The organism is Niastella sp. OAS944 (genome assembly GCA_024809215.1).
Taxonomy (GTDB): domain Bacteria; phylum Bacteroidota; class Bacteroidia; order Chitinophagales; family Chitinophagaceae; genus Niastella.
This window is the reverse complement of sequence record JANUBW010000003.1, coordinates 606,421-628,760: the sequence shown is the minus strand read 5'-3', so window position 1 is coordinate 628,760 and position 22,340 is coordinate 606,421. Positions and strand designations below refer to the sequence as shown.

The window sequence follows — 22,340 nt, the reverse complement described above, 5'->3', positions numbered from 1 at the left end:
GTCTGACCTAACGCAACATTGCCTAACTTGTGCCCATTCGGGGTTTTGAATAAATGGAATGATATTACTGCGCCATATACCTTTTTTAAAAGCGGTTTTTATTCATAGTGTTTCTGCCTTTGGCGGACCGCAAGGTCATTTTGGCATGGTAATGAAAACTTTCGTTCACCGCCGGCACGATGTTACCGAACAGGAATTGTTGGAATATAATTCTTTCTGCCAACTGTTGCCCGGCGCATCTTCAACCCAGGTATTAACATTGATCGGTTACAAACGCGGCGGAATACCGCTGGCCGTTTTAACCCTCGCCATCTGGATTGCCCCGGCCTGTATTTTAATGGGCGCCTTTTCTTTTTTGCTTGAGTACATTGATAGTAAGTCCATCAGTAATGGCGTCTTTAAATATATTCAACCCATGGCGGTGGGCTTCCTGGCATTTGCTGCAACCAGGTCGTTCCGGCTGGCCATACATAATAATATTACCCGGGTTATAATGATAGTAAGTTCAGTCACTACTTACTTTTTGTTTAAGTCGCCCTGGATATTTCCGATACTGTTATTGGTGGGCGGGTTTGTTACCAACCTCAGTGACAAACGCATTCCCGAAAAAGCGCAACCCGTTAAACAAATAAAATGGGGAAACATCTGGCTGTTTGCCATCATATTTTTAATGGCCGGGGTAGTAAGTGAATTGGCTCGTAAAAATGACTGGCCCAATCGCCGTCCGCTAAACCTTTTTGAAAATACCTATCGCTTCGGCAGTCTGGTATTTGGCGGCGGACAGGTTTTAATTCCTATGATGTACGAGCAATATGTTGAACGCCCAAAGTCGCCGGTGGTTATCAGGAAGAACCTGAACAAAAAAGAAAATGTGATCAGCATTGAGCGCGATGATTTTTATACCGGCGCAGGTATTGTTCGCGCTATGCCCGGCCCTGTGTTTTCTGTCTCTTCTTTTATGGGCGGCATGGCCATGAAAGATAAAGGAACCGGTTGGCAATTGTTGGGTTGCCTTATTGGCTCGGTGGCTATTTTTTTACCAAGCGCCTTACTTGTTCTTTTCTTTTTTCCCATTTGGCATAACCTGCAACGCTATGTAATTGTATACCGTGCATTGGAAGGCATCAATGCTGTGGTAGTAGGAATAATGGTGGCAGGTACCATATATATGATGCGCGATATTTCATTTATCGGTTTTCATACTGTAAGCATATTGAATATGGCCGTTATACTAGGCACCTGGCTATTGCTAAGTTTTTCAAAGATCCCCTCTCCTTTTATTGTATTGTTTTGTTTCCTTCTCGGTTGGATATTATAGATATATATCTAAAAGCCGCTTTGGGCCTGCATTTCATATATGCTTTTATCTAATTTACCGTTCGAATTTAAAATTGCTGTTCCCGTGCAATTTTTGTAAATTACATATAGCGGTATTCTGCAGATAAAAGCTTTTTGAATGTATGAGGCGTGTACTACTATACTTCATTCTGCTATTGGCTTGTCCCTGGCCATTGTATGCGCAAAAAGTACTTTCCATAAAATTAGAAGCAACTATCAATCCCGCTACTGCCGATTTTATTCATCGCGCTATAGAAGTAGCGCAAAATGAACGCGCCACTTGTTTACTTATTCATTTAAATACACCGGGCGGATTGCTGAAAAGTACCCGTGTTATTGTAAGTGATATTCTTGAATCGCCGGTGCCGGTGGTTGTATATGTTTCTCCGGGCGGAGCGCATGCCGGTTCAGCTGGTGTATTTATAACTATGGCTGCACATATTGCGGCCATGGCGCCCGGCACCAATATTGGTGCGGCACACCCCGTAACTACCCAGGGCGAAATGGATTCCATTATGAGTACAAAAGCTACTAACGATGCTATGGCATTTATAAAATCCATCGCAGCCAAACGTGGGCGCAATGCCGATTGGGGTGCACAAGCCGTTCGCAATAGTGTTTCGTTAACTGAAGCCGAAGCACTGGAAAATAATGTGATCAATCTGGTTGCTGGCAGTGAACAGGAGTTGCTTAATAAAATAGATGGTAAACAGATTACCGTTAGTACAGGTACTGTTTCATTAAATACAAAAAACGCAACTATACATATGCTCGAAATGGGCTGGGGCGAAAAAATGCTCAATATTCTAAGTGATCCCAATGTAGCGTATATCTTATTCCTGCTGGGTTTGTACGGATTGCTTTTTGAACTGTACAGTCCGGGTGCTATTTTTCCCGGTGTCATTGGTGGCATTTGCATCATACTTGCTTTGTATGCCATGCATACCTTACCGGTTAACTATGCAGGTCTTGCGCTCATTGTTTTTGGTGTTATATTATTTTTGCTCGAAATAAAAATTGTAAGTCATGGTTTGTTAGGCATTGGTGGTGTTATATCATTATTGCTTGGCTCTATGATGCTCATACGAACAGATGAAACCTGGCATGTGGCCAGTCTTTCATTAACGGTTATCATAACGGCAGTAACTATAAGTTCACTTTTCTTTTTGTTTGTTATAGGGATGGGATTAAAAGCGCAGCGCGCAAAACCGGCCATTGGTTTAGAAGCAATGATTGGTGAAATAGGTCAATCGTTAAGTGAGCTAAATCCTGGTGGTACAGTGCGCATGCATGGCGAAATATGGAAAGCTATTTCAAAAACAGGTCTTATTGCCGAAGGAAGAAAAGTAGTGGTAACCGGTTTTTTGAATTTCACGCTTCAGGTTGAACCATATAATGAACCTTCAGTATAAACCTATTTAATTATGCAAACATTACCTGTATCGGCCATTGTCATACTGTTTTTCTTCATCTTCATACTTAGCAGTGCCATTCGCATTTTGCGCGAATACGAACGCGGCGTTGTATTCAGATTAGGTCGCCTGATATCGGTGCGCGGGCCCGGCCTTATTATATTAATACCCGTTATTGATAAAATGGTAAAAGTAAGTTTGCGCACAGTAGTAATGGATGTGCCGCCGCAAGATATTATTACCGAAGACAACGTTTCAATAAAAGTAAATGCCGTTGTATACTTCAGGGTATTGCAACCACAAAAAGCTATTGTAGAAGTAGAGAATTATTTGGTGGCTACTTCTCAATTTTCACAAACAACATTACGCAGTGTGTTAGGGCAATCGGAGTTGGATGATCTTTTATCGCAGCGCGAAAAAATAAATCAAAAGTTGCAACAGATCATTGATACGCATACTGAGCCATGGGGTATAAAAGTTTCGAATGTAGAAGTAAAACAAATTGATCTGCCGCAGGAAATGCAACGTGCTATGGCTAAGCAGGCAGAAGCAGAACGCGAGCGTCGCTCGAAAGTAATTGCTGCCGAAGGTGAATACCAGGCTTCGCAGCGACTGGCCGATGCCGCCCGCATTTTAAGCGAGCAGCCCAGTGCACTAACGTTGCGTTACTTACAAACACTACGCGAAATTGCAACAGAAAATAATTCAACCACTATATTCCCGGTACCTATTGATTTACTAAAACCGTTTTTGAATAAGGGAACTACTTGATAAATATCAAAAATTACGGAGAGCATTAGTATGAAGAAGTAAATAGATTGTTTTATTAGTAGGTAATTATAAATAAGACTGCTAATAAAATATATGTAATGAGTAATCCGCCTTATGAATTCAGTAGGGAATCTTTGCATAGATATACGTTTACAAGTTCAGGTAAACGGGCTATAGATAAAGTAGTGGAGTTTACTCCAATGTCAAAAAGTGATGTTTATAACCTGGCTTTTGGCGATCTGTTACCAAATGGTGAGATAGATGACAAGGTTAATTCAAACAACGGGGATATTATTAAGATCTTTGCAACGGTCGTTGATATTCTACAAGATTTTACCGAACAAAATCCGGCTTATATAATATTGTTTTCGGGAAGCACACCTCTGCGAACCTTATTATACAAACGCATTTTAAAAACATATTATCAATCATTTAGTGCAAAATTTGCTGTACTTGGGCTTGTTGACAAAGAAGGTGAATCAGTACAAATTCCATTTGATGCGGAAAGCACAGATAATTATTATGCTTTTTTAGTAAAAAGAATTAATTAAATTTGATATATGGCAAAGAAGAAAACAGTAAAGAGAAGGTCTACAAAAAGATTAAAAGATCAGAATACTGTTATTGTAATAAAAACATTGCATCCTGCAAAGGATACTTTATTCCCTGAAAAGTTAGCCAAAGCAGAAGCTATCTTAAAAGAGATTGGAGAGATCAAATTTTAACTTCCCTACCTATATTGATTTGTTTGTTTAGGCCGCCCGCCTATATAGTTATTCTTTCTTTCAAGTTGATATATGCCAAAGAAAAAAACATTAAGAAGAATAAGTAAATCAAAATCGAAAGGTCGAAAGAATGTTGTTGCAGTAAAACCAATACGTCTTTCAGAAGGTACTTTATTCCCCGAAAAATTGGCGAAAGCAAACGAGTTACTAAAGAATGCCAAAATGATGGATTTTTAATGTTCCCCACCCATATTAATACTTGTTTAGGCGCCCGCCTATATGTTTAATTTCTTTCATAAACAGCTCCATTCTTTTTATTAAATGCCTCCTATACAGTAACTTCATAATAATAATTAGTACCATAATTATTTAATTGATGCTTACCGCCGGTCGCTTGCCAGCGCATTGATTATCATTATTAAAGGAGGAACATGAGTGCAGAACATCAACGACTTGCGGTTAATTCCACAAGGAAAATTCCTTTGGAACAATGGGGACCGTATCTAAGCGAACGCCAATGGGGGACAGTTAGGGAAGATTTTAGCGCAAATGGTGATGCCTGGAATTACCTGAACCATGATCAGTCGCGCTTTCGCGCCTATCGTTGGGGTGAAGATGGAATTGCAGGTATCTCTGATTTCTTTCAAAACCTGTGTTTCGCCATTACTGTTTGGAATGGAAAGGATGCCATTTTGAAAGAAAGACTGTTTGGCCTTGGCAACTATGAAGGCAACCATGGCGAGGATGTAAAGGAACTGTATTACTACCTCGACAATTTGCCTACCCATTATTATATGGAGTATTTGTATAAATACCCACAACAAAAATTTCCTTACGACGAACTATTGTCAGCAAACAGGCAACGTTCACGCACCGAGCCTGAATTTGAAATTCTCGATACGGGCATTTTTAACAACAACGAATATTTCGATGTAAATATCACCTATGCCAAACACAATTCAAAAGACATTGGCATCAGGATCAATATTCATAACCATCACAGCAAATCGGCCGAAATAACAGTATTGCCTACACTATGGTTTTACAATCGCTGGAGCTGGGATGCGTCGAAGAAAAAGCCTTCCATTGCCTGGCGCGATAAAACATCGGTAAAGGCCACGCACCACCGGCTTGGCACTTACTATTTATATTTTCAACCGCCACGTGATTGCCTGTTCACCGAAAATGAAACCAATTTTGAAGTGGTGAGCGGCAAACCAAATTTATCGCCTTTTACCAAGGATGCTTTTCATGGCGCCATTATAAAAGGAGAAAATATTGCTGCGCTACGGCAAAAGAAATCGGGGACCAAGTTTGCACCAGTATATAAACTACGCATACAGGGTGGTCGTTCAGAAAGCATTTATTTGCGGCTCAGCAATAAAATGATTGAAACGCCTTTTCACCCCGGCTTTGAAGACATTTTTAAATTACGGAAGGAGGAAGCCGATGCCTTTTATGCCAAGGTGCTGGAGAATACAAAAACAACCGGACTGGCAAGAATTTCGCGTCGTGCATTGGCCGGTTTATTATGGAGTAAACAGTATTACCACTTTGATATAGAACGCTGGCTCACTACCAGCGACCAGCTATCGCCAATAAACCCGGCCCGGTTAACAGGCCGCAACCACGACTGGAAGCACCTGAAAAACCAGGACATTATTTGCATGCCCGATAAATGGGAATATCCCTGGTATGCGGCGTGGGACCTTGCATTTCAGTGCATTCCCATGGCCATGGTTGACCCTGTGTTTGCCAAACACCAGCTTACGCTCATCATGCGCGAATGGTATATGAAACCCGATGGGCAGTTACCTGCGTACGAATGGAACTTCAGCGATGTAAACCCACCAGTGCAGGCCTGGGCCGCTATGGAAGTGTATAGAATTGAAAAGAAACAAACAGGCAAAGGCGATATTCCATTCCTGAAAAGAGTGTTCCAAAAGCTCCTCATTAACTTCACCTGGTGGATAAACCGGAAAGATTCCAATGGTAACAACATGTTCCAGGGCGGTTTCCTTGGGCTTGATAATATTGGAGTATTCAATCGTAGCCACCTGGTGCATAATGATATGGAACTGGAACAGGCCGATGGTACAAGCTGGATGGGGATGTACGCTTTGAATATGTTGGATATGGCATTGGAAATTGCCATGCACGATAGTTCATTTGAAGATACAGGCACCAAATTCTTTGAGCAGTTTGTAATGATTGCCGAAGCGTTGAACGAACAGGGCATGTGGAACCAGGAGGATAAATTCTTTTACGATACCCTTTCAATTGCCGGTTCTGAACCATTACACTTACGTATTTTCTCAATAGTAGGGCTCACATCGCTTTTTGCGGTATCAACCATTGAAAAGCGCATGTTAGATAAACTGGATGATTTCAGGAAACGCATCACCTGGTTCGAGAATTACCGTAAGAAGAATAATAAGTTTTGGCCCAATGAAGAAAGAAGCGATGGTAAAACAATTTTGTTATCGCTGGTGCCAAAAGAACGCGTGGTATTTCTGTTGCAAAGGTTGTTAGATGAAACGCAGTTTCTATCAGAGTGGGGTATACGCGCTTTGTCGAAGTACCACGAAAAGAATCCATACTCAGTAACCATTCGCGGTATTGAATATAAGATACAATATGAGCCCGGCGATTCAACTTCCGATATGTTTGGCGGTAACTCAAACTGGCGTGGCCCGTTATGGATGCCCATAAACTATATCATCATTCAATCAATTCGTCACTTTGGTGAATTTTATGGAAATGAATTGCTGGTAGAGTGCCCCACTGGTTCAGGAAAAAAGATGAACCTGATACAGGTGGCCGAAGAACTAACCCGCAGGCTCATTACTTTGTTTCAACCTAATCAGCATGGCAAACGTCCGTCGCATGGTGCATACAGCTGGTTTTATCAACGCTCCGAAAATGCAGATCTCATTTTGTTCTATGAATATTTTCATGGCGAAACGGGTGCAGGCTTAGGGGCCAGCCACCAAACCGGTTGGACGGCACTCGTTGCTGAACTGGTGCATTCACTGGAAGAAAAACAATATTTCACCGATGAACCACCACCGGAAGAGAAAGAAAAGAAGTAACGGGTGGTAACGAAAAATAGCGATCCCGGATGATCATATAATTATATGATCATCCGGGATTTTTAATTAATTGGTTGTCTTCGCTTTTTATAATTACTACCTGGTAGCCTTCCCCATTGTGCCCATGGCATATGTATTGCAAAACTGTAAGTGTACAAAGAATATGATTTATACAAAAAAGGACAGCTATGAAGAAATTGATAGTAGTAGTTCCGGCTTTCCTTTTTGTATTCGCATCAGTACATGCACAGAATGACTCTGTACTTCTGACTCGCGATACATTACCCATTCAACAGCCGGAAATAAAAGACAAACCTAAAGAGGTTTACAAACTTAACCTGGGCGCCGATATACCGGTGACCGCTACGGGAACTTTATGGTCGTTATACGCCTTTTCCCAAATTTATAGTAAAGACCCCAGTGATGCAGAAACAATACTGGCACTGGATAAAAGCCAGGTACCACGTTTCGATCGTTGGGCCATACGACCTTATAATGAAAAGGTTGATAAAATAAGTTATTTACCTTTCTATGCATCGATGCCGATGCCTGTATTTTTCTTATTTGATAAACGAATGAGAAAAGACATTGCAAAGCTCTCCTTTCTATACCTGGAGGCTATGTCGGTAACCGGTTTATTATACACAGGTTCAACCTACCTTACCAACCGCTACCGGCCATATGTATGGGATGAAGGAACGCCTTTAGATTATCGTACGCGAGGTGGAGGTAAGAATTCATTCTATGCGGGGCACGTAGCATTGGTGGCTACTTCAACCTTCTTCTTTGCACAGGTATGGGCCGATTATCATCCGGATTCAAAAGCAAAATGGGTATGGTATGGGTTAGCTGGTGCTGCTACCGGCGCAACCGCTTACTGGCGGTATAGGGGTGGTTTACACTTTCCTTCAGATATAGCGTTGGGAGTAGTACAAGGTACCCTTACCGGAATACTGGTTCCGAAATTACATAAGACCAGACTGATCAAAAATCCGAATCTTTCTATAACGCCATTCACCGGCTTATCACATGGGCTGGCCGTTAGATACAAATTATGACAGGAAGAGAATACAAGCTTTATATTACTGAAAACTCTATAGGAAATTCAACGATCCCCGACACATTTTGTAATGAGTTGGGGATTAGTTCTAATGCCATAAATACTTCTGAAGGCACCTCAAATGGTGGTCGAATATTCCAACGTGCTGCGGGCAAAAAGCCAAATTTGGGAAAATAGAATTCATGTCCAAAAACAAAAACATCGGTATAACCAAGCTCTGTTGCTTTTTGTAAACCAATAATAAGCAATTTGGCACCGAGTCCTCTTTTTTGGTGAGCAGGATGCACAACCATTGAGGTTACACCTAAACTTTCATACTTGAAGTCGCCATTGGTAATGGTGATCTTTGAAAATAAAATATACCCGATCAATGTATCATCCAAATAGGCCACCAGTGAAAGCTGAGGAATAAAATTGGAACCCTGGCGAATTTGATCAACCAGTCTGGCCTCATTGTCTTGCCCAAAGACAAATTTGTTTAGCTCATAGATCTCATCTATGTCAGCCGGGTCTTCCGGCCTTATTGAAACGTTCATTGTAGTAACATTACATTAGTTATTATACAAATTACGAACCACACCCGCATTTGGATGCTTTATAACGCCAAAACAACAATTCTATATATAAGATAGTAATTGTGGGTTACACGTTGTATAAAAAACGACAATGATTTGTTAATGCCTGGGGACTGTACTTATGTAATTATAATGTAAGGCTTTATAAAGCCAGCGAAGCTACTTCCCTGCTATAATCATGTTGCAGGTCCTCATGCATGCCAAGCAGGGTTTTATTTATCTTTTCAACCTGACTTTTATACATGTTGGTGATAACAACATTCTTTTCAAAGGGAATACCGCTTTCCTGTATTGATTTGCAGAAGTAGATGAGTAATTCAACAGTAACCTGTGAAGAACCGGTATACCTGATGTGTTTGTTTATATTTCTTAATATTTTGCGCAAGGTTTTTTTAACATAGTACAAACTACTTTGATTGATCTCCTCAAACTGTTCATCCACTTCCTTCTTCACAGATTGAATAAACCCTTCCTCGTTGTGCGCTTCAAACATCAGGTAGGTCAATAGCTCTTTATTTTCCTTTTTATATTTAGCCAGCCGCAGGCAAAGTTCTGTTAATTCGGTGGCGGGCATAGTTAATAACTCCTGTTTTAGTTCCTGAATACTGGCGCTTCTCATAATACAAAAATATTGAAATGGGCTTCAGCTATTTATAGTTTTTACAAACCCGGTTGTTTTAGGTTCAAAACCCAGGTACTGGTAAAAGGCATGCGCATCGCGCCTTTCTTCGCGGTTACCACTGTTTAAAAGCACCTGCTGTGCACCCAATTCAATGGCCCAGTCAATAGATTTCTGCAACAATGCTTTGCCCAACCCTATTTTCCTGTATTCTTTATTAACTACCAGCGCCCCTACCCTTATATATATTCCATTTTTTTCCCAATAATAATTACGAAGCAAACCTATCATGCCCACCACCTGGTTATTATAAACAGCTACCCAGGTAATATAATCGGGTTGCGACTGTAATGCCTCATAACGGGTTTGCATTTCGGTTGCAGTAGTAGGATAACCCAGTTCGGTCATCAATAAGGCCAGAACAGGTACATCGGCTTCAATGGCCTGCCGTATTATGCAATTGTTTTCAATCATGGTAAAATAAAATTACAAAATACCATAACGCAGGCGAAATGCACAATTACTACCTTTGATGCACTAATTAAGATCATGTCAACACTTACCGTTACAACTATACAAAGCAATTTGCATTGGGAAGATAAAACCGCCAACCTGCAAATGTTTGAAGAAAAGATAAAGGGGCTGCAACAGCGAACAGAGGTGGTAGTGCTTCCTGAAATGTTCAGCACCGGGTTTAGTATGCAACCCGAAAAACTGGCCGAAAAAATGGATGGCCCAGCGGTAGGCTGGATGAAGAAGTTGTCGGCCGAAAGAAAGATCATTCTTACCGGCAGTTTGATCATTGAAGAAGAAGGCCATTTTTACAATCGCCTGGTATGGATGTTGCCTAACGGGCAATATGGGTATTACGATAAACGCCATTTGTTTGGTTATGCCCATGAAGACCAGCATTATGCTCCTGGCAGTAAACGATTGATAGCTTCGGTTAAAGGCTGGAAGATCAACCTGCTGGTATGTTATGATCTGCGCTTCCCGGTATGGAGCAGGCAAAAACCTGCGGTGTCATCGCTTGCCGACCTGGTGGCCTCAGAAATGGAAGCGCACGATCTTCCTGTGCCCCCACCCCAGGAAACCGGTTCTTCGGCAATAGACCAAACACCTGAGTACGATGTGTTGATATATGTAGCAAACTGGCCCGAAAGGCGTAACCATGCATGGAAAACCCTGTTGCAGGCAAGGGCTATTGAGAACCAGTGCTATGTTATAGGTGTGAACCGCGTAGGAACCGATGGCAATGGCATATACCATAGCGGAGATAGTATGATCGTAGATGCATTGGGATCGGTTATATACACCAAAGCGAATGACGAAGAAGTGTTCACTACCACCCTGCAAAAAGAGTCGCTGGAAGAGGTTAGAAGTAAACTGCCTTTTTTGAAAGATGCAGACCGGTTTATAATAGCGTAAAATAAAATCGTATAAATCATATCCATGTTTACAGCATATACCAACGGAAAAATATTTACAGGCGAAAATATAGGGAACGGAAAGGCAGTATTGACAGATAATGAAACAATAGTGGGTTTGGTAAATGCCGATAGCATTCCTTCGCAATACAGAACAGAAGACCTGAAAGGCTTTACCCTTGCCCCGGCATTTGTTGATATGCAGATATACGGTGGTAATGGAAAATTGTTCTCGCAGGATCTAAGTGTAGAATCGTTAAAGGCAACCTATGAATATTGCCTGCATGGTGGCTGTACACAGTTTATGATAACCATGGCCACCAATACCGTTGAAAAATTTTTACAGGGGTTTGAAGTGGTACGTGAGTACTGGCAACAGGGCGGAAAAGGATTATTGGGCCTGCACCTCGAAGGACCATACATTAACGCCGCCAAACGCGGTGCGCATCTCGAAAACTGTGTTAAGAAACCTACAGTAGCAGAAGTGGAAATGCTGTTGAAAAAAGGCGAAGGCGTGTTTAAAATGATGACCCTGGCCCCCGAGCAATGCGACGATGCGATCATAGAATTACTGCAACAACATAATATCATTATTTCTGCCGGGCATAGCAATGCAACTTATCAACAAGCTATGGCTGCTTTTAATAAAGGAATTCCGGCCGCTACGCATATGTTCAATGCTATGTCGCCCTTACAGCACCGCGAGCCGGGCATGGTAGGCGCCATTATGAACCATTCGTTTGTAATGAGCAGCATTGTTTGCGATGGGGTGCATGTAGATTATGCGGCAGTTCATATTGCTAAAAAAGTATTACAACACCGTCTTTTCTTTATAACCGATGCTGTGGCTGAAACTACCAGCGGAGAATATCAACACCTGTACCGTGGCGATAGGTACGCATTGCCCGATGGTACTTTATCGGGTTCGGCGTTAACCATGTTGCAATGTGTGAAGAATGGGGTTGAGCATGCGGGCATCTCTCTTGAAGAAGCATTGCGAATGGCAACAACTTATCCGGCAAAATTGGTTAGTGATAAAAAGCTGGGTAAAATTGAAGCAGGTTATCAGGCCGACTTTGTTGTGTTTGATAATATGCTCAACCTGCAACGGGTTTATTGCTGAGCAATGCCAATCTTTTGCTTTTGCAAAATGATATGGCGAATAACGGCAGCTTTAGGATCGATACCGCGAATAATGGTTTCTCGGGTAGGCGATACCTGAATATCGGGAATAATACCCCGGCCTTCTTTAACCAGGTCTTTATCCATCACCAGCCTGAATTTAGGAAGGCGGAAGCGTACTTTGGTATTAGGTAATGTAACGTCGGGGATCATCCAGGCCGAATTACCATAGGCGCCGCCACCGGTTTCCTCACCTACCACCTTTACATTTTGTTGCCCCTGTAACGCTTTTACAAATAGTGTAGTGGCTGAGAAAGAATTACCACCGGTAACCAGGTATACGTTGTTATTGAAATGATAGCGTTTTTTGGGATGAAAATAATGACGTTCAAAATAGCCGAAGTGGTATTTTCCATCATCTTTCTTATGTGTTACAAACTGCATCAGCGACCAGTAAAATGGCTGCCAGCCTATGTATTTGTGGTATTTACTGCTTCTGCGAACTGCATATAAAGAATCGGCCAGTTTAAATTTCTTATTAGCCAGGTAACGGGTAAGCAAGGTAGAAAGGCCTGCATCGCCACCGCCGTTGGTCCTTACATCAACAACCAGGTGTTGAATATTGCGGCGTTGTAATTCGCGAAACACTTTACGGTAAAAAGAGCGAAGCCTGTTACCGCGGGTAAATGTGTGAATCGTCATGTAGGCCGAGGACAGGCTGGTATCTATTTGCACGTATCGGGCGCTCAGCGGTAGCAGGGGTCTTTGTCTTTCTTTTTCTTTTGGTGGTTTGGGAGCGGCGGTTACAGCGTGAGCAACCCGTTTGGTGGTATCTTTTAGCGAGGGGTCGAACACAGGAACGCTTACCGTTTGTTCAATACCGTTGCTATCAATATAGGATACGGCTATTTGATCTTTCAACCCAATTATATTACGGTATAAATTTCCAAATGAGCCACTATTGCTTAACGATTGGTATTTGCCATTTAAACTGTTGCCGTCGCCTGAAATAAAATTCATGAAAGAATCGGTGAGGCGGCGGGTGCTATAACCATCAATGGCTGTAACCAGGGTACCATACCGTAAAATAGAATCTTTTCTGTTAATATTAGCCGTTATGGCCATTGAGTCGCCCCAAACCTTAAAGCTAAGGGGGAACATCTTTATTTTGGCTGTATCGAGGTATTTGGAGTATTTTTTTGAATACCTAACGGCAGTATGTCCGCAATGTACCTTACTAATAACGTAGGAAAGAACATTGCGGAACTGCGTTTCGGTCATGGAATCGGTGATATGGCTGAACCCTTCATTAAAATACAGGTCCATGCTGTCTTTTGGGGTAAACCAATAGAGGCTTGGGTGCGATTCCTCGAGCACGCCTCTAAACACACGATAATCCTGCTGTAATTGCTTTTGGCTGTATTTATGCTGAGGATCAAAGGTTTGTCGTGATGCAGAGCAGCCAATGAGGCCGGTAACAAAAAAAAGTATGGCAACGTAGGATATCTTCTGCATCATGCAATCACCTTTTATTTTTTAAAAGCATTCCAACCCTGGGCAGTAATATTATGAACCTGGCCGCCTCTGGTATTTATTTTTATTCCCTCAGCGGCATCGGTCATGTATCCAATGACGCTAATTTGTTCATTTAAAACGATCTTTTCGTAATCAGATTGTTTCATTGTGAACAGTAATTCATAATCTTCACCACCGCTAAGGGCGCAGGCTGTGGGATCTATTTCAAATTTAAAGGCAGCTTTGCGCATTTCTTCGGCAATGGGCAATTTTTCCTCATACAATACACAACCAAGCTGACTTTGTTCGCAAATGTGAAGTATTTCAGAGCTCAGTCCGTCGCTTACATCCATCATAGCGGTAGGCACTATATTCTGCATTTCCAGGAATTCAACAATATCCTTGCGGGCCTCGGGTTTTAACAACCTGCCAATCACATAGCTTTCTCCTTCTAAATCGGGTTGAACCTGAGGACTTTCCAAATATATCTGTTTTTCGCGCTCCAGGAACAGTAAACCTACATAAGCGGCGCCCAGGTCGCCACTGCAGCAGATAAGGTCGCCTTTTTGAGCGGTATTCCTTTTTACATAGTTACCTGGCGTTACCTCGCCAATGGCGGTAACAGAAATAACGAACCCCTTTTGGCTGGTGCTGGTGTCGCCGCCAATAAGATCGACCCCGTATTTTTCGCAGGCGGCATAAATACCTTCATAGAACTCACTGATGGCCTCAACACTAAAGCGGTTGCTGATGCCTATACTCACCGTTATTTGGGTTGGTGTGGCATTCATGGCGTAAATGTCGCTCAGGTTCACTACCACACTTTTGTACCCCAGGTGTTTAAGGGGGGTGTACATGAGGTCGAAGTGAACACCTTCGATCAGCAGATCGGTGGTGATAACGGTTTGTTTTCCAAAATGATCTATTACCGCTGCATCGTCGCCCACACCCAAAACAGATGATGCGTTCTTTATTTCTATATTTCTTGTAAGGTGTTCAATTAAACCAAATTCGCCCAGGGAGCTTATTTCTGTTCTGCTTTCACTCATGGTTCTAAAATGATATTATCTTATAAAGTAAATAGCAATACTCCGCCCTCGCTTCGCGAAGCAAGGGCGGAGCAAAAAGACTATTAAAGTTATTGAATTATTCGGCAGTGGGTGCCAATAGGCAATAGACAATGGGCAATAAGCAAAAGGGAGTTCGCGAATTATGGGTAGTCCGAAAATTCGGCAACTCTTGCCAATTGCATATTGCCAATTGCTTTGCGCCGGAGGCGCAAAGTTTACGCCTTATCGTTCACCCAATTTAACATATCGTCGTGTATTTTACCGTTTGAAGCGGCGATATGGGGTTGGTAGGGTGAATATGGCTTGCCTTCGAAATCGGTTATTTTACCGCCGGCTTCTTCAACGATCAAAAATCCGGCAGCGCTATCCCAGGCCTGTAATTTATGCTCATAAAAGCCATCGAAACGACCGGCGGCTACCCAGCAAAGGTCCATGGCGGCAGAGCCCAACCGGCGAACGGGAATACCAGCCCTGATGAAACGGGAAAATGCTTCGAGCGGACCGTTAGGGTTGTTAATATATGTGTATGGGAAACCTGTTACCAGGCACGATTTCTTAATGTCGCTTTCGATGCTAACGTGAATAGGCTCGCCATTAAGAGAGGCGCCTTTTCCTTTTTCAGCGAAATAGTATTCTTTAATGAAAGGGTTAAGCACTGCGCCCATGATCATAGTGCCATTGTGCTCCAATCCTATAGAAACGCAGCAAATGGGAATACCGTGAGCGTAGTTCACTGTACCGTCAATGGGGTCAATGATCCACTTGTATTCGCTGTCCATAACGAGTTCCCCCGATTCTTCACTAAGGATAAAATGATCGGGGAATGCCGATTTGATGGTGTCGATAATGGCTTTTTCAGAAGCGTGGTCGGCCTCTGTTACCAGGTTATTGATACCTTCTTTATTACTGATGAGCAGATTTTTAGAGTTAAAATAATGCTGCATCACTTTGGCGCCGGCTTCGGTGGCGTTTATTAAAGTTTCTTTTAACATGGCGCAAAGATAAGGGTGTAAAGGCACAAGGCTCAAGATTCAGGGCATAAGGATAAGGGCGTAAAAACCAGGGCTCGGGGGCTTCAAATTTGAGGTGTTGAAAATTACCCAGACACTTGGGATATAAACACTTGTGCCTTGTACCCTGAACCTTGTATCTTGCAACATATGCTGCTGTCTGTCATTATTGTGAATTATAATGTTAAATACTTTCTGGAACAGTGCCTTTGTTCGGTAAGGAAAGCTATTGCGGCCAATACCCATGAAACCGGCCGGCGGAATGTGGAAGTATGGGTGGTGGATAATAATTCAACAGACAAAAGCATTGAATACCTCCAAATGAAATTCCCGTTTGTTCAATTTATAAAGAACACTATAAACCTGGGTTTTTCAAAAGCCAATAACCAGGCAATACAACACGCCAATGGAAAGTATATTTTGTTTTTAAACCCCGATACTATTGTACCCGAGGATGCTTTTACCAAATGTATTGCATTTATGGAAGCAACACCCGATGCGGGTGCGTTGGGTGTGCAAATGGTGGATGGCGCTGGCCAGTATTTAAAAGAATCGAAAAGAGGCTTTCCTTCATTATGGGTATCATTTTGTAAAATGAGCGGCCTCACCCGTTGGTTTCCTACTTCAAAGATCTTTGCCGGTTATTACATGGGGCATTTAAGCAACCAGCAGTTACAAAAGGTAGATATTTTATCGGGCGCATTTATGATGGCGAAAAAAGAAGTGCTTGACAGAACCGGGGGCTTTGATGAACAGTTTTTTATGTATGGCGAAGACATAGACCTTAGTTACCGGATTCAACGGGCAGGGTTTACTAATTATTATTTTTCCGACTGCACTATAATACATTTCAAGGGTGAAAGCACCCGTAAGGACAGCAAGTATGTTCGCCAGTTCTATAAAGCGATGGTACAATTTGTACAAAAGCATTTTCATGGTGAGCTGGCCTGGTTTTATACGGGGTTGCTTGAAGCGGTTATTTGGTTACGGGCAGCCATCACTGTTGTAAGCAGGGAGCATGGCGAACGGTCTGTCAGGTACGAAGGCACACCTGCATTTTACCTGGCTGGTGATGAAAAAAGTGCAAATGAAGTACGGTCTGTTTTAAACTCCTTTCCCAATTACTCTGTTACTACTGTTGCAGATGATGCCAAAGAGTGGATCTTTTGCGAAGGCGATGCCTATTCTTTTAAACAGATAATTGAACAAATACAAACCTGCCCCAGCTGGTTAAAACCATTTATACATGCCAATGGAACTTACACCATTGTAGGAAGTCATTCAAAAGATCAACGAGGGTATGCTATTGTGAGTGAATGAAGAGGCGTGAACATGTGATTAAAGAAAGAAATACGGTTGATATATAGTCACTTTGTAATAGCATAGTTTTACACCGCGTTTACGTAAGCGCTGATGCTTATATGTTATTTAACATTAAACCTTTTCTTATGCAAAGTCAAATTCTACACTTCTTTTCTATTTTATTCTGCCCCTGTAAATCTACGGGCATCTTTTAAATCACACATTTCGGTTGATAGTAGTATAAGGTTTTCTTATACCATAGGTTCAATCTAATGCATTGGCATTAGGGGTTGAACAGGATAGCTATTGTATTTTCTTAATCATTAAATATAATCTTTATGAAAATGTTTAAACACATCGTTTCATCTGCATGCTTATTTATTTTGGCACAGTCGTTAATGGCACAAAACACTTTTCCTGCTGTAGGCAGGGTGGGTATAGGAACTTCAAGTCCGCAGAATGCGTTGGACGTCGTAGGAGGCAGTGTATTAATTGAAACCAATAACGACCCGGTTCTTACATTCAATAACAATGATAACTCCTGGCAATATCTTCAATTTAATAGAAGCAATGTACGCCAGTTATGGATGGGTTTAGATGGAGGACAGGATTTTTATTTTACAAAGGAAACGCAGGGGAATCTTGTCTTGAATCCAATGAACGGTCAGGTAGTTAGCACTTCGCATTTGAGGTTCGATGCAGGGCGTGAAATTTCTTTTGTCGATAATGGGCAAATAAGAAGTTTTGACGACAACCATCGAATTCTATTCCGTCGCGATGAAAATAAAATGGAATTCCGTGAGTACGGTAGTATAGTGTTTTCTCCAGGAGCTACTAATGCCTTGGAAACATCTAAGGTTGTGATGCTTGCCAATGGTAGCGTAGGTATTGGCACAAACAGTCCTGGAAACTTCAAGCTCGCCGTTGAAGGTGGAATTGCTGCCCGCAGTGTAAAGGTTACTACAGCTGCTTTTGCTGATTATGTTTTTGAACCAACATATAAGTTAAGACCACTTTCAAGTGTAGAGAGCTACATCAACGAAAACAAACATCTGCCTGGAATGCCTTCGGCAAAAGAAGTTGAAAAAGATGGTGGTTTTGAGCTGGGTAATATGAATGTAAAGCTGTTGGAGAAAATCGAGGAGCTTACTTTATATGTTATCGAACTTAAAAAAGAGAATGAACAAATGAAGAAGGAGATCAAGGATATCAGGAAGAAGAAATAAGAGGTTTTTATTGAGCTTGGTTATTAAAACAAATGCTTAACCTATAACGGAGAGAAATGAGAAAGTTTTTAAAACTAATATATGTGTGTTTCGGGTTTATTACTGCTAACACATACGCGCAAACCAGTTGCCCCGACGCAACTAATATTTCTAATAATCAGTTTGTATGTGGGCTTTATGGGGATGCAAACGGAAATTCAAACTGGAATTGGGAAATAAGACCTGATGATCCTAGTGGTAAATATTGTGAACATTGGTATGCCAGGATCAACAATGCCACTAACCTTACCGCCATGCGCTCGCCATTTGTAGACCCACAAACAAGCGCATTGGAATTGATTGTGCAGCAGGAGGATTATAAAAAAACAAAAGGTTGGGAGTTATTACGTAGAAATTTTGGTTGCCAGGGTCAGGTAGGTTATCCTTATTTTATACTGTATAATAAATACACCGGCCTAATGCGTGTATTTATATATCAACCGGTACCACCAACACCACAATATTCTTCATTTTTGGTGGAATTAACACCTGTTAAATCGGCTTACCCGGCAACCACTTCATTAGGTGATGCAATATTAACTGCGCCTGATAAATATCAAACATCAACCTCATCAAGCACATTTGGCCGAAAGATTATTTCCGTTACTGAGGATGCCGGCAGCAGCAATTGGCGGGTGGCTGAATTTAATCTTGGGTTTGACCCAAATATTCAGGATGGTAATTATTTAGGGTCTGGAATAAGCCTTGTCATGTATGGCCTGGTTAATTCTACAGTAAAAGCGAAAATAAGAGGCGGAAGCGTTTCGGGAAGTGATCCCAAGATTTATAGCTTTAGTTATTCACCCGATAATCCCGTACCCACACCCAATGGAGAAAATTTTGATTTCAAGACCCAGGGCGAAAAGTTTACAAAATTCAGTAAAACTTTAGACGGGATGGGCGCGGACATTAATAAAGCCGCAAAATCTATTGTCAATAGTTTAAGTAATGTTACTAATGAAAAAAGCTTAAAAGGCCGGATAAAAGGCCTTGCGGAAGGCCTTAGCAAAGTAACTGAAACGACGGGTTCTTTGACCAAATTGCTCAATCAGGTAGGTGCTATTTCCGGAATTGCCGGTAGTGCATTATCCTTCATAGGAGGCGTTGTAGGCTTGTTTGGAGGCGGGGATGACGTACCTGGAGCCTTACCCATCTATACTTCATATGATCTGACACTGGATGGCACAATAACAGCAAAAACTACAGGCCAGTCAATTGTTTTACGTATTCCCGGCGCCCAGCAACCTGGCCCCGACAATTTACCATATTACAGATGTCCCGTTGGTATTTTCAATATTAAAAATACGCCACAAGCTGAGAAGATTACTTACGAAAGAGCTTATGCCTATAAGGATTGGTATCCAAGTGGTCCACCTCCTGCTAATTATATGAGAATACCAACACTGGCAAATTTTGTTTCTTATAGGATGAGCAATGATATTCAGGTGTCTTTTAACAGTGGCGCCGGGCTCGATCTGGTTTCTGTACAAGCTGCTATTGTTGGAGAGGTGCAGAAAGGTGGGGATGGAAATGCCGCGTATGATTTATTGATGGATCATGGTACCAATCTTTTAGGGCCTTTTCCTGATTATCGTAATTATCATTCTTACAATTTTATGCTTCCCGATTTTCAGGCCGGGATATTACAAATGACCACGTTTGAGCCTGAACATAATTTGCATACGTTTCAAACCCCCTATGTTAATATAGAATGTTTGAATGGACTTGCGTTCAATGCCCGGGCAGAAACAAATGTATTCTTAAGGGTTAAAGCAATATTGAAGAAGAAGAATGACCCTGCTAATACTCCTATCTATTACATTCGTGATTATGCTATTGATGCTACCGAAGTAGAAATGGATGGCGGTTTACGTAGTGACCTTAGACGTTGGAACTCCTACGAATATCCAACTCCTTTTACCAATTATTCGGAACTGCCTATGTACATTGCTCCAGATAGGCTGTTTAATAACAATCATTTTACCGGTTACTCAGAAGAAAGGGCGGATAATACCATTACTGCCGAAAGTAATGTCTTTATAGCCGCTAATGCAGACGTTACATTTAAGGCAGGTTATGAGGTGGAGCTGAATGACGGTTTTGAAGCTGAAAATGGAAGTAATTTTGAAGCAACACTCAAAATAAATCAGAGTAATCTTACCTGTGGCACACTTCAAGCCCAAGCGTATAATTATGGACAAGGCTGTTATAATACCAATGTGTCGGCATTAAGAGTGGAAACCAAACCAGCCGTTAATGAAACCGTTAGTCAGGAAAGTTTAAAAGTTTACCCCATACCCACCAGCGGTAAACTTTTCATAGAAGGGGTAAAAGCCAGTAACAAAACAACCATTACCATTCTCGATCAATCCGGAAGGTTGATCAAAGAACTGAGACCGGCTTCTTTCGATGGCGGCCGCATAGACGTGGATGTTTCATCCTTGAGCAATGGGGTATATTTTGTAAAAATTCAAACCCTTGAACAAATCATAACGCGGAAAATTGTAGTTACCAAGTAACTGAGTTCAGTAAAAAAAGTCGCCCTAACCGGCGGCTTTTTTTCAAACCGAAAATTCATATTCACCTAATTCGGCCTACGAGCCGAACAGAGTATCCATTTGTTTTTTCTTAACCATCAAATCATATTTTATGTTGAAAAAGTCTTTACAGTTAAGTATTGCATTATTTTTTATTGGCAGCAGTTCATTTGCACAGTGGGCAGGAAGTTCTGCCACTTCTGGCGATACATACAGAGATGGCAATGTTGGTATAGGAACAGCCAGTCCCGTTTCAAAATTACATGTACAGGGAGAATCGTTCTTTGACGGGAATCTACGTTTGGGACAATATACAAGTGCCCTTGGGTATGCTAAAAAATTATCTTTTGATGATGAAACTGGTTCAGATGGAGTTTGGTTTTCACGGTATATGGTTGCAAATGATGCAACGGAATTTAGATTAAATATTGGTGACGAAGGACAGGCCGCCGATAAATATGTTATTGGGTTCACTAACTGGCAAACCGGTATTTGGACCCCGAAATATTTTTTTGGTATGGATGGGAGAATGGGTATTGGTACCGACAATCCCGGATCCTATAAATTAGCGGTTGAAGGTTCTATCGCATCCCGTGGAATAAAAGTAACTACAGTATCGCCCTTTCCTGATTACGTTTTTGAACCAACCTATAAGCTCAGACCGCTTTCAAATCTGGAGAATTACATCAACGAAAACAAACACCTGCCTGGTATTCCTTCAGCAAAAGAAGTTGAAAAAGATGGCGGTATTGAACTGGGTAACATGAACGTAAAGTTGCTTGAAAAAGTAGAGGAGTTAACGCTGTATATACTTGAGTTGAATAAAAAGCTGGCAGCGCAACAAAAGGAAATTGAGCAATTACAAAAATCATCAAAGTAAAAACCGAACTATGAAAAGGATTACAATTATCCTGATTGGGCTGTTGCTTGGTATGCAACTCCAGTCGTTTTCCCAATGGATTTACAATACCAGTAGCCGGGGCAATTTTAATTTTAGTATGCCTGAATATCCTACCACAATGGATACCTTAGGCTTGCTAACGTATATATGTGCTCCTAATGACAACAGCAACATCTCATACCATGTTGAGTATATAGAAGATGCCTGGATAAGCGGTAATACAGATCTGGGCGAAATTATAGATACCAGTGGCCCCGCTTCCAGGTTGGCTGCAGACCCATGTTACATTGATAGCATTGCAAAATTCTTAAACGTGTATGCGCAGGTATTTCAGTATTCAACGCAGGGTACCATAGAAGGGTTTGAGACTTCAGACTATTCGACCTGTTCAATACGTGGACGAGAGTTAACAGTAAGGCATCAGAACTTAAGTGGTGATGGTGATTATTATTTTACGTTCACCAGGTATTACTATTGGAACGGCAAGCTACTCATCTTTTCCGTTTCTGGTCCCGAAGCCAATTTATCGGCCTTGTATTCCTACAAGAACCAGTTTTTTAGTTCCATTTACATATACTAGAAACACTCTGGTTAAACCT

At 41.6% G+C, this 22,340-nt stretch carries 21 protein-coding genes; 15 read left to right on the top strand and 6 right to left on the bottom strand.

The features are described 5' to 3' along the window. Positions 1 to 58 precede the first annotated feature (58 nt). The 8 genes from GGD38_RS17265 to GGD38_RS17230 all read left to right on the top strand — a co-directional run bounded on the left by GGD38_RS17265 (position 59) and on the right by GGD38_RS17230 (position 8,396). Positions 59 to 1,318 (top strand): chromate transporter, encoded by a 1,260-nt coding sequence (locus tag GGD38_RS17265; protein ID WP_375297499.1) that lies wholly within the window; start codon positions 59 to 61, stop codon positions 1,316 to 1,318. Between the two features lie 142 nt (positions 1,319 to 1,460). After that, on the top strand, positions 1,461 to 2,750 hold the full coding sequence (locus tag GGD38_RS17260) for a nodulation protein NfeD (RefSeq protein ID WP_375297498.1): 1,290 nt from the start codon (positions 1,461 to 1,463) through the stop codon (positions 2,748 to 2,750). Between the two features lie 12 nt (positions 2,751 to 2,762). Then, positions 2,763 to 3,521, top strand: a complete 759-nt coding sequence (locus GGD38_RS17255; protein WP_375297497.1) for a slipin family protein — start codon at positions 2,763 to 2,765, stop codon at positions 3,519 to 3,521. 98 nt (positions 3,522 to 3,619) lie between these two features. Further along, positions 3,620 to 4,072 carry a hypothetical protein gene (locus GGD38_RS17250; RefSeq protein WP_375297496.1) on the top strand — a complete coding sequence of 151 codons (453 nt, stop codon included), beginning with the start codon at positions 3,620 to 3,622 and terminating at the stop codon, positions 4,070 to 4,072. 9 nt (positions 4,073 to 4,081) lie between these two features. Continuing rightward, positions 4,082 to 4,246, top strand: a complete 165-nt coding sequence (locus GGD38_RS17245; RefSeq protein ID WP_375297495.1) for a hypothetical protein — start codon at positions 4,082 to 4,084, stop codon at positions 4,244 to 4,246. 72 nt (positions 4,247 to 4,318) lie between these two features. Next, positions 4,319 to 4,483, top strand: coding sequence for a hypothetical protein (locus tag GGD38_RS17240; RefSeq protein WP_375297494.1), 165 nt, complete (start codon positions 4,319 to 4,321; stop codon positions 4,481 to 4,483). A 194-nt stretch (positions 4,484 to 4,677) separates the two neighbouring features. Beyond that, the gene (locus GGD38_RS17235) at positions 4,678 to 7,338 is read left to right on the top strand and encodes a glucosidase (RefSeq protein ID WP_375297493.1); all 2,661 of its coding nucleotides are present in this window, start codon (positions 4,678 to 4,680) and stop codon (positions 7,336 to 7,338) included. 188 nt (positions 7,339 to 7,526) lie between these two features. Further along, a complete protein-coding gene (locus tag GGD38_RS17230) occupies positions 7,527 to 8,396 on the top strand; it encodes a phosphatase PAP2 family protein (RefSeq protein WP_375297492.1) in 870 nt (289 codons plus the stop codon). A gap of 19 nt (positions 8,397 to 8,415) precedes the next feature. Here the strand turns inward: GGD38_RS17230 and GGD38_RS17225 are convergent, their stop codons facing one another. The 3 genes from GGD38_RS17225 to GGD38_RS17215 form a co-directional block, all read right to left on the bottom strand. Further along, positions 8,416 to 8,934 carry a GNAT family N-acetyltransferase gene (locus GGD38_RS17225; protein WP_375297491.1) on the bottom strand — a complete coding sequence of 173 codons (519 nt, stop codon included), beginning with the start codon at positions 8,932 to 8,934 and terminating at the stop codon, positions 8,416 to 8,418. 181 nt (positions 8,935 to 9,115) lie between these two features. Further along, entirely contained in the window at positions 9,116 to 9,592 is a 477-nt protein-coding gene (locus GGD38_RS17220) for a hypothetical protein (protein WP_375297490.1), read from the bottom strand. Between the two features lie 24 nt (positions 9,593 to 9,616). Continuing rightward, positions 9,617 to 10,066, bottom strand: a complete 450-nt coding sequence (locus GGD38_RS17215; RefSeq protein ID WP_375297489.1) for a GNAT family N-acetyltransferase — start codon at positions 10,064 to 10,066, stop codon at positions 9,617 to 9,619. 75 nt (positions 10,067 to 10,141) lie between these two features. On the opposite strand from GGD38_RS17215, the gene GGD38_RS17210 reads away from it, so the two are divergent. Both GGD38_RS17210 and nagA read left to right on the top strand, forming a co-directional pair. Then, a complete protein-coding gene (locus tag GGD38_RS17210; protein WP_375297488.1) occupies positions 10,142 to 11,020 on the top strand; it encodes a nitrilase family protein in 879 nt (292 codons plus the stop codon). 24 nt (positions 11,021 to 11,044) lie between these two features. Next, a complete protein-coding gene (nagA, locus tag GGD38_RS17205; RefSeq protein ID WP_375297487.1) occupies positions 11,045 to 12,142 on the top strand; it encodes an N-acetylglucosamine-6-phosphate deacetylase in 1,098 nt (365 codons plus the stop codon). Here the strand turns inward: nagA and GGD38_RS17200 are convergent. From GGD38_RS17200 to GGD38_RS17190, 3 genes are all read right to left on the bottom strand, one after another. Next, on the bottom strand, positions 12,133 to 13,659 hold the full coding sequence (locus GGD38_RS17200; RefSeq protein WP_375297486.1) for a S41 family peptidase: 1,527 nt from the start codon (positions 13,657 to 13,659) through the stop codon (positions 12,133 to 12,135). The two genes, nagA and GGD38_RS17200, sit on opposite strands and share 10 nt — an antisense overlap. Before the next feature lie 11 nt (positions 13,660 to 13,670). Further along, positions 13,671 to 14,705 (bottom strand): thiamine-phosphate kinase, encoded by a 1,035-nt coding sequence (thiL, locus tag GGD38_RS17195; protein ID WP_375297485.1) that lies wholly within the window; start codon positions 14,703 to 14,705, stop codon positions 13,671 to 13,673. 236 nt (positions 14,706 to 14,941) lie between these two features. Continuing rightward, the gene (locus GGD38_RS17190; protein WP_375297484.1) at positions 14,942 to 15,718 is read right to left on the bottom strand and encodes an inositol monophosphatase family protein; all 777 of its coding nucleotides are present in this window, start codon (positions 15,716 to 15,718) and stop codon (positions 14,942 to 14,944) included. 168 nt (positions 15,719 to 15,886) lie between these two features. Here GGD38_RS17190 and GGD38_RS17185 point away from each other — a divergent pair, with 168 nt between their 5' ends. The 5 genes from GGD38_RS17185 to GGD38_RS17165 all read left to right on the top strand — a co-directional run bounded on the left by GGD38_RS17185 (position 15,887) and on the right by GGD38_RS17165 (position 22,321). Further along, positions 15,887 to 17,056, top strand: coding sequence for a glycosyltransferase family 2 protein (locus GGD38_RS17185; protein WP_375297483.1), 1,170 nt, complete (start codon positions 15,887 to 15,889; stop codon positions 17,054 to 17,056). A 320-nt stretch (positions 17,057 to 17,376) separates the two neighbouring features. Further along, the gene (locus GGD38_RS17180) at positions 17,377 to 18,264 is read left to right on the top strand and encodes a hypothetical protein (RefSeq protein ID WP_375297482.1); all 888 of its coding nucleotides are present in this window, start codon (positions 17,377 to 17,379) and stop codon (positions 18,262 to 18,264) included. Between the two features lie 56 nt (positions 18,265 to 18,320). Then, entirely contained in the window at positions 18,321 to 20,822 is a 2,502-nt protein-coding gene (locus tag GGD38_RS17175; protein WP_375297481.1) for a T9SS type A sorting domain-containing protein, read from the top strand. 130 nt (positions 20,823 to 20,952) lie between these two features. Then, positions 20,953 to 21,720, top strand: a complete 768-nt coding sequence (locus GGD38_RS17170; protein WP_375297480.1) for a hypothetical protein — start codon at positions 20,953 to 20,955, stop codon at positions 21,718 to 21,720. Positions 21,721 to 21,730: 10 nt separating this feature from the next. After that, the gene (locus GGD38_RS17165) at positions 21,731 to 22,321 is read left to right on the top strand and encodes a hypothetical protein (protein ID WP_375297479.1); all 591 of its coding nucleotides are present in this window, start codon (positions 21,731 to 21,733) and stop codon (positions 22,319 to 22,321) included. Positions 22,322 to 22,340: the final 19 nt, after the last annotated feature.